Here is a 13758-nt window from a genome sequence, read left to right on the forward strand (position 1 = left end):
GGTGATAATGATTGATTTCTTACTGAATCTGGAACAGTGGTTACCCATGTTATTGGAAAATTATGGTGTGTGGATTTATGCCATTTTATTTCTGGTGATATTTTCAGAAACGGGTTCAGTATTTATGTTCTTCCTGCCGGGAGACAGCCTATTGCTTGCCATCGGCGCATTATGCTCAACGACGGAAGTGGTGCATTTACACACTATGGGGCTGATGTTATTTGTCGCATCAGTCTTGGGCTACTGCGTCAATTACTACACGGGCAGCGTGCTAGGCATTAAGTACTTTAATAAGCACACACGTTACTTTAAGCCCGAATATATGGTCAAAACCAATAAATATTTTATGAAGCATGGCGGTAAAACGATTTTAGTCGCACGCTTTGTACCCTTTGTGCGTTCTTTTGCGCCTTTTGCCGCTGGGTCTGCACGCATGAGCCTTGGCACATTTATGTTCTATAACGTGCTAGGTGGTTTCATCTGGATTGGATTATTACTCGGTATCGGTTATTTCCTAGGACATACCGTTTCTGCAGTTGCAGATTTGGTCTAAGCCAAACTTAGACATAAAAAAAGCCCACAGTTGTGGGCTTTTTTTATGGGGTAGATGACCACTTAGTGTTTTGTAACGGTCACTACATCAAGGGTTTGAAAAATCGAGCTGTGGGGCGGTTGCTGAATGCTAAAACCACCTTTTTCTGATTCACGGCTGAGATAAACCGAAATACTGTGAAAGTCTGAATGACTCAGCCAAAGATCTTTGGCACGAATGTCCCATTGTTCTCCAGCAGATAGAGAGGATATTTTCTGGGTAATCTGGTGAATGATGTCCATATTGAATTCCCATCTGGATGCATGATTATATTTTTAGGATGCCTGAAGCATTGTATTTTGAGGGACAATGCTTCAGTCATATGAACATCATGTTGCAAATACATGTCAGTTTAATGACAGTGACCAGATTTCGATGCACGGCTTAAGATGCTTGGGACGATGTAGATTCTGTCGAAAAATTAGAGTTTTCTAAGATATAGTCAATTTCTTCTTGTGCGGCTGCTTTCAATTTTGCACGGAAATCACTGACGGCCATCTCGATTTGCGTTTCTGCCTCAAGTTCCAAACGCACGCGTACACTTTCAAGTTCTGACAACATTTGTCCTTCGCTCACCGATAAGCTTTGACTTAATCCCGCTAAACCCGTTTCAGGGTTTTTATGATAGCGAGCGGCATAGTGTTGTACTTCACGATTAAGATTATGCTGCATCATGGTGAGCGCTTGCGTTTGTGCAGCAAAGCGTAACTCTTCGTCACGTTTCAGTTGTTCTGCATAGGCTTGTTCAGCTTCACGTTTTTCTTCTAAGGCTTTTTCTAAAGCCAGTTGTTTACGTATACGAGCATCTTCTATCAACTGTGCTTTTAAATCTGCATAGGCAGACTCAATTTTGTCAAAAGACACTTGCTGCTGCTGTTGGTCATTGACCAGCCATTGTTGAATGTCTGTACTGGGATTGAGTACATCGCAAACGCGACCAAGGTCATCAATAAAGGTCTGACGAATAGCTTCAGGTACTTTTAACCAGCGCTGTTTAAAGTCTGGACCGACATTCAATGCCATGGTGCATCTCCTTGCAAATAGGGTAAAACCAATATCACGTTAAAGTTTATGGGTCTGCGGTTGAACGCCCAAACGTCGATATTGTTTATATTTTTCACGCCCGATAATTTTAGCGGGTTCGTTATTTTCAATAATTTCGATAATGTGACTAAAACTTGCGAACTGTTCAAGTGCTTGATCGTTAAAATTAAACACAATCCAGTCGGCTTGCTCAGGCAATTGGGCAGAAATACAGACCGTTGCCTCGGGTTGATCGATACCATGGGGAATGAAACCTGTGTGATCGAAACTCCACAGGCGTTCATCAAGTTGTTGCTGTAAGTCTGGGTCAGCACAATGTAGCCAAATACGTACAGGCTGACGCAGGATCTTACGGCATAAACGACAAGTGCTTTCGACTTGTCGTTCAGGACTTTTTTCAAATAAATAAAAGCTAACTTTAGCCATTCGCTTGAGCACGATTCGCTAAGAATTGCATTAATAATGGCACAGGACGACCTGTTGCGCCTTTATTTGCACCTGAGTTCCATGCAGTACCCGCAATGTCTAAATGCGCCCAACGGTATTCACGCGTAAAGCGTTGAAGGAAACATGCGGCTGTTACAGAACCTGCTTTTGGACCGCCAATGTTGGCAATATCTGCAAATGGAGAATCAAGTTGTTCTTGATAATCTTCAATCACTGGCATACGCCATACGCGGTCAAAGCTGTGTTGACCCGCAGCAGTCAATTCAGCCGCAAGTTCATCATCCGGAGTGAACATACCAGTAAGGACTGAACCTAATGCCACAACACATGCACCAGTGAGGGTTGCAATATCAATCACCAGTGCAGGATTAAAGCGTTTTACATAGGTCAAGGTATCGCACAGAACCAAACGACCTTCGGCATCGGTATTTAAAATTTCAACGGTTTGACCGCTCATGGTTGTCACGATGTCGCCCGGGCGAGTGGCATGACCAGACGGCATGTTTTCTGCAGCAGCAATTGCGCCGACCACATGAATCGGTAATTTCGCTTCACACAGCGCACGGATGGTACCCAAAACTGATGCAGAACCGCACATGTCGAATTTCATTTCGTCCATGCCCGCACCGGGTTTAAGTGAGATACCACCAGTATCAAAAGTCACACCTTTACCAACAAGCACCACTGGCGCTTCTTCACGGTTTGAAAGGTATTCGATGGTAATAATACGGCCTGGACGGTCAGAACCTTTGCTCACAGCAAGGAAAGCACCCATACCGAGATCAGCCATTTGCTGTTCATCGAGTACAGTCACTTTGAGTTGATCAGGGAATTCAGCTGCAAGCGCTTGAGCTTGTTCAGCCAAATATTCAGGGAAACAGATATTGCCCGGACGATTACCTAGGTCACGGGTAAAGCTTTGACCTGATTGCACTGCAGAAATTAATTCAAGCTGTGCAGTGGTTAATGGACTTTCAGTAGCGATTAAATGGATCTGCTCCAAAACAAATTCATTTTTCTTAGACTTGTATTCATCAAATGCATAAGCCGCTTGGGTCAGGCTAAGTGCAAATAAATAATGTTGTTCTAGTGGTAGAGCAGAGATATCGACACTGATCTGTTTGAATTTTTTTTGTGACGCTTTAATAATGGTTTGTGCAATTTTTGCAAATTTATTGACCTGTAATTCAGCAACTTTGCCGAGGCCTAAAAGTGCGCTATTGCGACAAGCGGCAATGTTCGCCACCAAAGGCAGGCTTTCATTGAGTGCTGCTTTAAATTGAGTTGCTTCAATTAAATTATCTAAATCATTGATTTGATATGAAGTAGCTGCATTTGTAACGTGCTCAGAATCTACTAATATCAACAAATATTGGCTGGACGCATTCGCTTGGAATGACGTATTAATAGAAAGTTTCATGTGCGGTATTTATGCCTTTTTAAATTTATAAACCATTAAACCATTGAAACATTTATATGAATAGAGTTTCAATGAGCAACAAGGGTATAGGTTTTATATTTTCTACATTCGGGTAAACTAACGCTAGTTTTTATTGGCCCTATTTTTGGAAGAATTAATTTGATTATTCGGCGTTATCTGGTCAAGCAAGTGGTGTCGACATCACTGGTTGTGATTGCCTTATTGACCTTGATCATGATGGGTGGTCGTTTGATCAAGTACTTTGGTGTGGCGGCGCAAGGTCGTTTAGATGCAAGTATTTTATTTAGCATTATTGGCTACCGTTTGCCTGAGTTTTTAACTTTAATTCTTCCGCTCGGTTTCTTTATTGGTCTGATGTTGGTCTTTGGTCGTCTGTATGTCGATCATGAAATGGCTGTGCTCAATGGTAGCGGCGTCAGTCGAAATCAATTGTCACGCTTATTGGTGCCGATGACTGTGGTCTTTATGGCTGTTCAAGCATTTTTGATGCTGTGGGCGTCGCCTTGGGGCATCCGTCAGTTTGAAGCATTAACGACTTCGCAAGCGGTACGAACAGGCTTTGACTTGGTTCGACCGAAAGAGTTTATTTCCTCTGGGCCCTATACCATTTATGCAGGCGACTTGTCAGAAGACCGTAAAAACTTAAAAGATATTTTCTTCTATCAGCGTGCAGAAAAAGAGGGTAAGCCTGATGTCATTATTTTGGCGAAGGAAGCGACCCGCGTCGAAGTGCCCGATGATAATGCCAATGTGGTGGATTTGGTTGAAGGCCGCCGTTACGAAATCTATCCGGGGCAACCGCGTTATTCTCAAGCTGAATTCCAAAGTTATCGTTTACGTTTAGAAAATGATAAAGAAGCAAAATTTGAAAGTACCGAAGTAGAAGCTTTACCAACCTCGAAGTTATGGGATAACCGTAACGATCCTGTGGTTGCCAGCGAACTCGGTTGGCGGATATTTGTGCCGTTCGCTATTTTGGTGGCGTTATTACTCGCTACCGCTTTGTCTGAAGTGAGTCCTCGTCAAGGGCGTTACCTGAAACTGTTCCCAGCTTTACTTATTTTTGCCAGTTTAATCGTAGCCTTAATGGCGATCAAAACGCGGATCAGTAAAGATGAAATGGGCATCTGGGCTTATCCACTGGTCTTAGTGATTTACGGCATTGCAGCAGCATTGTTCTCGCGTAAACAAAAATTAGCGCCCAAAATTAAGAAACAAATTCAGCGAGTGAGGTCTTAAAATGTTGGCACGTCGTATAGTTGCAAAACATGTGACCAAAACTACTGCCTTAGCCATGCTTGGTGCGACAGCGGTATTGGCTGGCTTACAAGTGCTTTTTACTTATTTAGGTGAATTGGGCTCGCTGAAAGAAGGCTATAACGCATGGAATGCTTTGCAGTATGTGTTATGGAGTTCACCGAATTATTTATATGAAATTTTACCGATTTCAGCCTTGATTGGCGCGGTACTGGGTTTAGGGACTCTAGCTTCAAACAGTGAATTGATTGTGATGCGTTCGGTCGGCATCAGCCTTTGGCGGATTGTGGGCTGGGTGATTCGTTCGGCACTCATTTTGGTGGTTTTATCCTTTGCATTAAGCGAATGGGTCATTCCCTATACCAATGAACAAGCCAAAAGCGTCAAAAGTCACCGCACTGCGGCTGAGTTGGGTGAAGTCAAAGGCTATTGGTCGCGTGAAGGTCAGCGCTTTATTTATATTGACTATGCCAATTCGCAAGGTCAAATTAAAGATGTTCAGGTTATTGATTTTGATGAAAAATATCGTTTGCGAGGCACTTTGGATGCGGAGCAAGGGAATTTTGTCCAAAATGGCTCTTGGTCGCTACAAAATTCAACCCAAGTGGATCTATTAGCGACGGGTGATGCTGTAGCGAAGCAAAATGCTGAACAGCCGCTTTCATTGGCCTTGCAACCTAAATATGTGCATATGGTTACCATTGACCCTGAAGATTTATCACCGAGTCAATTGGTGAGCTTTATGAGCTATATGCATGAATATAGCCAAGTCCCGAAAACTTACCAATTGGCGTTTTGGCAAAAGTTTGGTTCGCCCTTTGCTTTAATTGCCTTGGTGGTAATTGCGTGTTCATTTATTTTTGGACCTTTACGTCAACAGTCGATGGGTTTCCGCTTGGTGATTGCCTTATTTGCTGGACTGGGTTTTTACTACTTACAAGATTTCTTGGGTTATGCAAGTTTGGTGTACGCGCCATCGCCTGCATGGTTCGTCTTTATACCGATTATTTTGATGTTTGTAGCGGGTGGCTATCTGCTGCACCGCGCACGTTAAGTGCATGCAAGATTGAGTAAAACAATGTTGATGACCTAGATAAACCATGGTTGTCACATAGAGTCTTCACCGAAAATTCGGTAAGATAGTATGATTAATTTATAAACGAAAGAGTGTTCATTATGACGGATGCAACTGCTGGCAAAATCCCACACGTATTGGTAATTATGGATGGTGTGGGTCATCGCGAAGCGGTCGAGGACAATGCCTTTTTAGCAGCAAAACGACCAAACTTGACTGCAATGCAGGAAAAGCATCCGCATGGATTGATTTCAGGCTCTGGCGAAGACGTTGGTTTACCTGATGGTCAAATGGGTAACTCTGAAGTGGGCCACATGAACCTTGGTGCAGGACGTGTGCTGTATCAAGACTTTACTCGTATTACCAAAGATATTCGTACCGGTGCGTTCTTTGAACATGACGTTTTAGTCGATGCGGTTGAAAAAGCTAAAGCTGCAAATCGTGCTGTACATATCATGGGCTTGTTGTCTGAAGGTGGTGTGCATTCACATGAAGATCATATTGTGGCGATGGCTGAATTGGCATTAAAACGCGGTGCAAAAGTGTATCTTCATGCATTCCTTGATGGTCGTGATACGCCACCAAAAAGCGCACAACCTTCGCTTGAAAAATTAGATGCACTGTTTGCTCAGTATCCGGGTCAAGGTCGTATTGCCACCATGATTGGTCGTTACTTTGCAATGGATCGTGACAACCGTTGGGATCGTGTTGAGCAAGCCTATCGCCTATTAACTGAAGGTGAAGCAGTGCGCACTGCAGCGACTGCTGTTGAAGGTCTAGAGCAGGCTTACGCTGCTGAAGAATCAGATGAATTTGTGAAAGCGACGCGTATTGGTGATTTAGCACCGATCCAAGATGGTGATAGCGTTGTCTTTATGAACTTCCGTGCTGACCGTGCGCGTGAAATTACCAAAGCATTTGTGGAAAAAGATTTTGCAGGTTTTGAACGTAAAGTGGTTCCTGCTTTATCAAAATTTGTCATGTTGACACGTTACCAAGCAACAATTGATGCACCTGTGGCTTATATGCCAGAAGCGTTGCATAACTCGATTGGTGAATACCTGTCTAATTTGGGTAAAACACAACTGCGTATTGCTGAAACTGAAAAATATGCACACGTGACTTTCTTCTTCAGTGGTGGTCGTGAAGATGAATATCCGGGTGAAAAACGTATTTTGATTCCATCACCAAACGTTGCGACTTATGATTTAAAACCAGAAATGAGTGCTTATGAAGTCACTGATGAGTTGGTTGCCGCAATTAATTCAGGTGAGTACGACTTACTGGTGGTGAACTATGCCAATGGTGATATGGTTGGCCATACCGGTGTGTTTGATGCAGCAGTCAAAGCAGTTGAGGCCGTAGACACGTGCTTAGGTCGTGTATATGAAGCTGTGATGGCAAATAAAGGTCACATGCTCGTGACCGCCGATCATGGTAACGTAGAGCAAATGCAGGATTACCAAAGTGGTCAGGTGCATACTCAACATACCACTGAACTTGTGCCGTTTATCTATGTTGGCCCGACCAATGCAACAATTGCAGAAGGTGGTGTTTTGGCTGACGTAGCGCCGACAATGTTAACGCTTATGCACATTCCTGTACCAACAGAAATGCAAGGTCGTAACTTGATTACTCTTGAAGCTTAAAATGTAAGGAAGCATGAATGACTAAAGCACACTGGACGTCAGTTGTAAGCCTTACAGCCTTGCTGCTGTGTTCTAGTCATTCGACATGGGGAGCCGACAAAGCAAAGTCGGCTTTCGATGAATTTGATGGCAGCTATGAACAAAGTTATGCCGAAGTACCTGTCGAATCGATCCAACAATTTGTTCAAATCTATGGCATTGTCAAAGAAAATTATGTCGTTGAAAAAAATGACGATGCATTATTCCAACAAGCCATCAAAGGCATGGTCAGTGGTTTAGACCGCTATTCACGATATCTTTCACCTGAAGACTATAAGCAGCTTTTGCAATACACTGAAGGGGATATTGCGAGTGTCGATTTCAATTTGCGCTTTGATGTAGGTTTACAGCAATGGGTCATCACCAATTTAAAGCCTGATGCCGATTCAGCAAAGCTAGGTCTGAAAAATGGCGCGGCGGTGTTTAAAATTGATGATCAAGAACTCAAAAAACTTAATCAAGATCAAGTGCGACACCTGCTCACAGGCAGTATCGGCTCGACGCTGAATCTACAGCTAATAACTGCAAGTCAACCGGTCAATTTGGTCAGAAACACTAAAGTTGAAACAGATATAGAATCTAAATTATTAAATAATCAGGTTTTAGTTTTACACGTTAAAGTTTTTCAACAAGATACAGCCAATGAAATTAAGCGTTTAATTGAAAGTCATGGTTCACGTGTCAAAGCCGTATTGTTTGATTTAAGAAATAACCCCGGCGGGTTATTGTCCGCAGCAGTAGAGTCTGCCGATTTATTTTTGAATCAGGGTATTATCGTGTCGACTCGAAGTCGATCTGAAGGTGACCAACAATTTCAGGCTTTACCAAGTTTTGAATTTCAAAATATGAAAGTTGGTATTTTAATCAACAATCGTTCTGCTTCTGCCGCAGAGGTCTTTACCGCAGCATTAAAAGAGCATAAACGTGCATGGGTGGCGGGTGAGAAAAGTTATGGTAAAGGTGTGGTTCAAAAACTATTTCCATTGAGTAATGGTGCGGCTTTACAAATGACTGTGTCGCAATATCTGACACCGAATGGCAAAATGATTGAAGGAATTGGGGTGCAGCCAGACTATAACTATCCGCTGCAACATGATGCACGTGAAGATCACTATGTCGATCATGTTGCAGAGTTATTGCTGAATCAAAAATAAACAGCAATACGCTGGAAAACTTTTACTCTTCGTCTTCGGTATCTAAGCCGAATTTTTTCAAACGATAGCGTAATGAACGGAATGACATACCTAATTTTTTGGCGGCAAGTGTTCTGTTCCAGTGAGTCAAATTCAACGCATTCATGAGCACTTCTTTTTCGATATTTTCTAAAAAGAGCTCCAAACCTTCTTCAGGCAGTTTGCGAGGGACCACACTCTGTTCGTTGCTGTTTACAGCAAGCTGAGCAGAATCATTCGTTGTTGGAGCGGAATTGAACTGAGCACTCGGTTGTCTTAATGGCGCACTTTGCAGATGTTGAAGGTCAATTTGCTCATCATCGCAGAGGGTCATAGCACGTTCGATAATATTGCGGAGTTCACGAACATTACCTGGATAATATTGGCTAAGTAGGAAACTCTTCGCACGTTCAGTCAGAGGCTTAGTAGCAATTTCCCATTCATGGCTAATTTTTTGAATAAAATGTTGTGCCAATAAGAGGATGTCGTCGCCACGTTCACGTAAGGCAGGCAATACTAAATCCATCACATGGATACGGAAAAATAAATCTTGGCGGAATCGACCTTGTTGGACGAGAGCTTCTAAGTCCTGATGACTAGCACTGATCACACGGAAATCAACATCAATTTCACAGTCTGAACCTACGGGGCGAATACGTTTTTCCTGTACCGCGCGTAGCAGTTTAACTTGCATGGCTAAAGGTAATTCGGCAATTTCATCCAGAAATAAGCTACCACCATGTGCAGATTGAATCAGACCTTGTTTGTCTTGGGTGGCACCACTAAAGCTGCCTTTTTTATGGCCAAAAAGTTCACTTTCCATTAACTCTGTGGGAATTGCCCCACAGTTAATAGCAATAAAGGGCCCTTCATTACGGTTGCTTAAACGGTGAACCAGATTGGCCACGACCTCTTTACCCGTACCAGATTCACCCGTAATAAAAACAGGTGCTTGTGAACGTGCAATTTTCTTTAGAGTTCGACGCAATTGCTGGATTGGAAGCGATTCACCAATCAACATTTTATGTTCTAAAGCATCTTGCGAAGTAATGTCTTCGGCCAAAGGCTTATTCAGGGCTTTTTGTAGCAGTTGTTCAAGATGTTTTGGATTGATCGGTTTGCTGACAAAATCGAAAGCTCCCGCCTTTAATGCGGCAATGGCAATGTCCATGTTGCCATAGGCTGTTAGCACAGCAACTGGAAGGGCAGGACAGTGTTCATTCATCCAATCTAAAAGCTGTAGACCATTACCATCGGGCAAGTTGAGATCGGTTAGGCAGGCATCGTAGCTATAGGTAGACAAGGCTTTTTTAGCTTCGTCGAGGCGATGTGCAACATGCGTTTTAACCCCCATCCTTGATAAAGACATTTGCATCAGCATACATAAGTCTTCTTCGTCATCAACTAACAATACCAGTGGTTGTGAATCCACAGTTTTCCCCTAAAAACAATTAAATAACAGCTTGTAAGCACTCAATCCTAAAGCAAGCTCCCTGTTTTTGTTCTACATAGGAAAGCTGTGCTTGATTCGCTTCACAGAAGCTATGAGCAAGATATAATCCTAAACCAGTTCCAGTAATTTCGGTACTAAAAAATGGTTGAAATAACTGTGCGCGGTTTTGTAAAGCAACCCCATGACCAAAATCTCGGACATCGATCTGGACTTTTTTCTGATCGGTACGCGCCACCACTTCGATATACGACATGTCCGGATTGTTATGGCGAATCGCATTACGAATTAGGTTGATTAAAATTTGTCTGAACTGTGCCTCATCAAAATCAATCAAGGTTTTGGCTTGCACATTGAGCCGAATGTTCTGTTGAATGTCTGCCAGATCTTCTTGCAGGAACAGCGGTAAAAATTTTTCTAGATTCAGACGAGTCGGAAGGGTTTCCTTATTGCGCACCATATTTAGGGTGTCTTGAATAATTCGGTCAATCCGCACCGCTTGACGTGAAATCATATGATTCAACATGTGCTGTTGTTCGGTATCACTTTGCGGATATAAATCATTGGCATGCACAATTGCGGCTAAAGGATTGCGAATTTCGTGGGCAATACTGGCGGAGAGTTGACCTAAAGCGGCTAATTTTAATTGTTGCACTTGCTGATTGAGTTTTTGTGCATCTTGTAAAATCAGCAAGGTCAGCATTTGATGCGGCACAACGAGTTTTTGTACCAGTACCTGAATGTGATATTGGCTTTGTTGTGATTCAAATTGGAATTTTTCACCGCTTTTTAAATCTTCAAATTTGAGTAATTCAAATAAGTCGGGCTGCGTGGTATACAGTGGATATTGGTCATGATGATAAGAATTTGGCATGCCGAGTAAATGGCAAGCAGCAGGATTACTCAGCACCACATGACAGTTTTCATCCAAAACCAAATAGCCCGTATCAATCTGTTCTAAAATATAGCGGTTAATGTTTTGTAGCCGATGGAGCTCTAAGGATTGCGAAAAATTCAGATTTTCTAATAACTGGAAACGTTTCACGGCAATTTGTGCACTGCCATACACCACACAAAATAAAAAAGCCAAAATCGCACTGTTGGTTAAATTTTTGAGTGAGGTAAATTCAAGAATTGAACCTAAAAACAGTTGATACACCACGCAAATCACAGCGATGAGGGTGATGACTAAAGCTTTTTGGGCATCTAATAACAGGGATGCTGCAAAAATCGTAATCACAAACAGCAAACTCAAATGTAAATTAGGTCCATCGATGGCTAAGGTCAGTAAGCTCAGCGAAATGACATCTACAATGAATAACAGTAGTAACTGGTTTGGGATCCGGACTTTGAAACGTCCAAGTGACATGAATTGAATGCTGGTAAACAGCAAATAAATCGTCAATACATATAGGTATAAACGTGGGTATTCATAATCTGAAGTGAATTGAGTGTAGGTCAGTAAAAAGACCAGTAACAGACAGGCACTGATGATAAAGCGATAAGCACTGTACCAAAGACCCAAATGATACTGGTTCAATTCACTATGAATTGAACGCTGTGTCATAAGTAACAGGATGTACGTTGTGTTAAGGTTTGATTAACCCGTAGCGAATCGCCAAGTGAGTTAGTTTGACATCACTATCAATATTCAGTTTTTCAAAAATGCGGTAACGGTAGGTATTCACTGTTTTAACACTAACGAATAATTTATCGGAAATTTCTTGTGCACTAATACAATTGACCACCATCATGGCAACTTGCATTTCACGCTCAGACAGGGCGTCAAAAGGCGATTGTTGTGTATCAGACAAATATGAGCTGGCCAGTTGTTCTGCAATGTCTGCACTGAAATATTTGCCGCCTTGCATCACTTTATTAATCGCACGGACCATTTCAGTAACTGGTGCACCTTTGGTGATATAGCCTTTGGCACCTGCTTTTAACAATAAAGACGGATAGGGTTCTTCAGCAAGTCCACTGACTGCGAGGACTTTTGTATCTGGCGCTGTTTGGAGTAGGCGACGTGTGGTTTCTACCCCCCCGATCCCTGGCATATTGACATCTAATAGTACGACGTTTGGATGATGTTGGCGAACAAGTGTAATCGCATCTTCACCAGATTCGGCTTGTCCAATAACTTGGACATCTGCATGGTCTTCGAGCATACGGCAAATACCAGTACGGACTAATTCATGGTCATCTACCACCAAAACTGTGATCACCTACACTCTCCCTCAAGTCAAAACCTGTTTTTTTGTTACATAAAGCAAAATAAGCTTGCAATGAAACGACAAAATTAGCAATCCTATTCTTATATGAAATGAAAAACTTCATACACAATGTGTGAGCAAAAAATGTTCGTAGTTGTGACCAATGTACGGCATATTGCTGGTCTTGCGCAAATGTTTAGTATCCTGAGTTGAGTGAGCAATGGTGAAAAAATTAAATAAATCCTTCATGCACGTTTTGGGCATGTCAATTTTATTCAGTATGAGCAGTTTCAGTTCTGCTGAAATTGTGATGAATAGTGCTGCAAATCAGCAGTCAAATATTAGCTGGTCATCTGAAGATGCAAACCAGTTACTCAACGGTGACGTGTCTTATAGCGCTGAAGAGCCATCTCCTCAAGGGTCAACGAAAGTGACTACTTCTGTACGTAGTACAGGCGGCGTGGTACAGACAGCACCATCGAAAACGGTCCGTATTATTGATACCAATCAATACGCAGGACAGCCCTCTGTAAATGCGCGTGCAGCACTGGTTATGGATGGTCAAACTGGTGAAGTGCTATATAGCAAAAATAGCAATACCGCTTTACCGATTGCATCAATTACCAAACTCATGACAGCAGTAGTGATTTCAGATGCCCGATTAAACATGTCTGAAAAGATTACCTTACAACAGTCTGATTTCTCATGTTCAGGTTGTAAAAGCTCAAGTTCAACGCTGCGTGCTGGCGACAGTATGAATCGTGCAGAAGCATTGCTGTTTGCTTTGATGAAATCTGAAAACCCAGCTGCTTCGGCATTAGCACGTACTTATCCAGGTGGTCGTTCTGCATTTATTGCAGCGATGAATGCGAAAGCACGCTCATTAGGGATGAACTCGACTCATTATGTGGAATCGACTGGCTTGCACCCAGGCAATGTCGCTTCGGCACGTGACTTAGGTATTTTGGTGAATACCGCTTCGCAGTATGGTTTGATTCGTCAATTTTCAACCACACCAAGTTATGACTTTAATTTGGGCTACCGCGTGTTGAAATCAAACAATACCAATGCTTTAGTACGTAATGGTGGTTGGAATATTAATATTTCAAAAACTGGATTTATTAATGAAGCAGGGCGCTGTGTGGTGATGCATACCACACTGAATAACCGTCCAGCGGTGGTGGTGTTATTGGGTGCGGATTCTTCAGTTGCACGAACCAATGATGCGACTCGTTTAATGAATTGGGCGAGCCAGTTACCAAAACGTATTTAATAAGATTTCAGATTTTTCATTCTTTCGGTATTTGGATTTACTCAACGTTTAAATGCTGAAGTGAATGCAAGATATAAAAAGCCCTGCAAGAGCAGGGCTTTTTTAT

The 13758-nt window shown here is 42.4% G+C and carries 13 protein-coding genes; 6 read left to right on the forward strand and 7 right to left on the reverse strand.

The features are described 5' to 3' along the window. Nucleotides 1–7: 7 nt before the first annotated feature. Nucleotides 8–553: a VTT domain-containing protein gene (locus FTU62_RS07310; RefSeq protein ID WP_078189460.1), complete on the forward strand. Its 546-nt coding sequence runs from the start codon at nucleotides 8–10 to the stop codon at nucleotides 551–553. 62 nt (nucleotides 554–615) lie between these two features. On the opposite strand, the gene FTU62_RS07315 is transcribed toward FTU62_RS07310, so the two are convergent. From FTU62_RS07315 to FTU62_RS07330, 4 genes are all read right to left on the reverse strand, one after another. Next, entirely contained in the window at nucleotides 616–834 is a 219-nt protein-coding gene (locus FTU62_RS07315) for a hypothetical protein (protein ID WP_078192596.1), read from the reverse strand. Nucleotides 835–976: 142 nt separating this feature from the next. Further along, nucleotides 977–1615, reverse strand: coding sequence for a hypothetical protein (locus tag FTU62_RS07320; protein WP_180008068.1), 639 nt, complete (start codon nucleotides 1613–1615; stop codon nucleotides 977–979). 39 nt (nucleotides 1616–1654) lie between these two features. Then, nucleotides 1655–2062, reverse strand: a complete 408-nt coding sequence (locus FTU62_RS07325; RefSeq protein ID WP_078192594.1) for a DNA polymerase III subunit chi — start codon at nucleotides 2060–2062, stop codon at nucleotides 1655–1657. Beyond that, a complete protein-coding gene (locus tag FTU62_RS07330; RefSeq protein WP_180102300.1) occupies nucleotides 2055–3503 on the reverse strand; it encodes a leucyl aminopeptidase in 1449 nt (482 codons plus the stop codon). Before FTU62_RS07330 ends, FTU62_RS07325 begins: the two co-directional genes overlap by 8 nt. Before the next feature lie 159 nt (nucleotides 3504–3662). On the opposite strand from FTU62_RS07330, the gene lptF reads away from it, so the two are divergent. The 4 genes from lptF to FTU62_RS07350 all read left to right on the forward strand — a co-directional run bounded on the left by lptF (nucleotide 3663) and on the right by FTU62_RS07350 (nucleotide 8698). After that, nucleotides 3663–4763, forward strand: a complete 1101-nt coding sequence (gene lptF / locus FTU62_RS07335) for an LPS export ABC transporter permease LptF (protein WP_180102301.1) — start codon at nucleotides 3663–3665, stop codon at nucleotides 4761–4763. Between the two features lies 1 nt (nucleotide 4764). Continuing rightward, nucleotides 4765–5835, forward strand: a complete 1071-nt coding sequence (gene lptG / locus FTU62_RS07340; RefSeq protein ID WP_180024238.1) for an LPS export ABC transporter permease LptG — start codon at nucleotides 4765–4767, stop codon at nucleotides 5833–5835. Between the two features lie 122 nt (nucleotides 5836–5957). Further along, nucleotides 5958–7505 carry a 2,3-bisphosphoglycerate-independent phosphoglycerate mutase gene (gene gpmI / locus FTU62_RS07345; protein ID WP_180064891.1) on the forward strand — a complete coding sequence of 516 codons (1548 nt, stop codon included), beginning with the start codon at nucleotides 5958–5960 and terminating at the stop codon, nucleotides 7503–7505. Nucleotides 7506–7522: 17 nt separating this feature from the next. Continuing rightward, nucleotides 7523–8698 (forward strand): S41 family peptidase, encoded by a 1176-nt coding sequence (locus FTU62_RS07350; protein WP_180059120.1) that lies wholly within the window; start codon nucleotides 7523–7525, stop codon nucleotides 8696–8698. 22 nt (nucleotides 8699–8720) lie between these two features. Here the strand turns inward: FTU62_RS07350 and FTU62_RS07355 are convergent, their stop codons facing one another. Genes FTU62_RS07355 through FTU62_RS07365 form a run of 3 tightly spaced genes read right to left on the reverse strand, consistent with a single transcriptional unit; the run spans nucleotide 8721 to nucleotide 12391 of the window. Beyond that, on the reverse strand, nucleotides 8721–10148 hold the full coding sequence (locus FTU62_RS07355) for a sigma-54 dependent transcriptional regulator (RefSeq protein ID WP_180102302.1): 1428 nt from the start codon (nucleotides 10146–10148) through the stop codon (nucleotides 8721–8723). Nucleotides 10149–10167: 19 nt separating this feature from the next. Next, complete coding sequence (locus FTU62_RS07360; protein WP_180102303.1) at nucleotides 10168–11733, reverse strand: PAS domain-containing sensor histidine kinase; 1566 nt, start codon at nucleotides 11731–11733, stop codon at nucleotides 10168–10170. 22 nt (nucleotides 11734–11755) lie between these two features. Continuing rightward, complete coding sequence (locus tag FTU62_RS07365) at nucleotides 11756–12391, reverse strand: response regulator (protein WP_078189449.1); 636 nt, start codon at nucleotides 12389–12391, stop codon at nucleotides 11756–11758. A 211-nt stretch (nucleotides 12392–12602) separates the two neighbouring features. Here FTU62_RS07365 and FTU62_RS07370 point away from each other — a divergent pair, with 211 nt between their 5' ends. Beyond that, nucleotides 12603–13652, forward strand: a complete 1050-nt coding sequence (locus FTU62_RS07370; RefSeq protein WP_143221671.1) for a serine hydrolase — start codon at nucleotides 12603–12605, stop codon at nucleotides 13650–13652. Nucleotides 13653–13758 lie beyond the last annotated feature (106 nt).

This window comes from Acinetobacter sp. YH12126 (genome assembly GCF_013418745.1).
Taxonomy (GTDB): domain Bacteria; phylum Pseudomonadota; class Gammaproteobacteria; order Pseudomonadales; family Moraxellaceae; genus Acinetobacter; species Acinetobacter amyesii.

Coding starts and splice junctions, on each gene's coding strand:
- FTU62_RS07310 (WP_078189460.1), top strand. CDS start 8: ATGATTGATTTCTTACTGAATCTGGAACAGTGGTTACCCATGTTATTG.
- FTU62_RS07315 (WP_078192596.1), bottom strand. CDS start 834: ATGGACATCATTCACCAGATTACCCAGAAAATATCCTCTCTATCTGCT.
- FTU62_RS07320 (WP_180008068.1), bottom strand. CDS start 1,615: ATGGCATTGAATGTCGGTCCAGACTTTAAACAGCGCTGGTTAAAAGTA.
- FTU62_RS07325 (WP_078192594.1), bottom strand. CDS start 2,062: ATGGCTAAAGTTAGCTTTTATTTATTTGAAAAAAGTCCTGAACGACAA.
- FTU62_RS07330 (WP_180102300.1), bottom strand. CDS start 3,503: ATGAAACTTTCTATTAATACGTCATTCCAAGCGAATGCGTCCAGCCAA.
- lptG (WP_180024238.1), top strand. CDS start 4,765: ATGTTGGCACGTCGTATAGTTGCAAAACATGTGACCAAAACTACTGCC.
- gpmI (WP_180064891.1), top strand. CDS start 5,958: ATGACGGATGCAACTGCTGGCAAAATCCCACACGTATTGGTAATTATG.
- FTU62_RS07350 (WP_180059120.1), top strand. CDS start 7,523: ATGACTAAAGCACACTGGACGTCAGTTGTAAGCCTTACAGCCTTGCTG.
- FTU62_RS07360 (WP_180102303.1), bottom strand. CDS start 11,733: ATGACACAGCGTTCAATTCATAGTGAATTGAACCAGTATCATTTGGGT.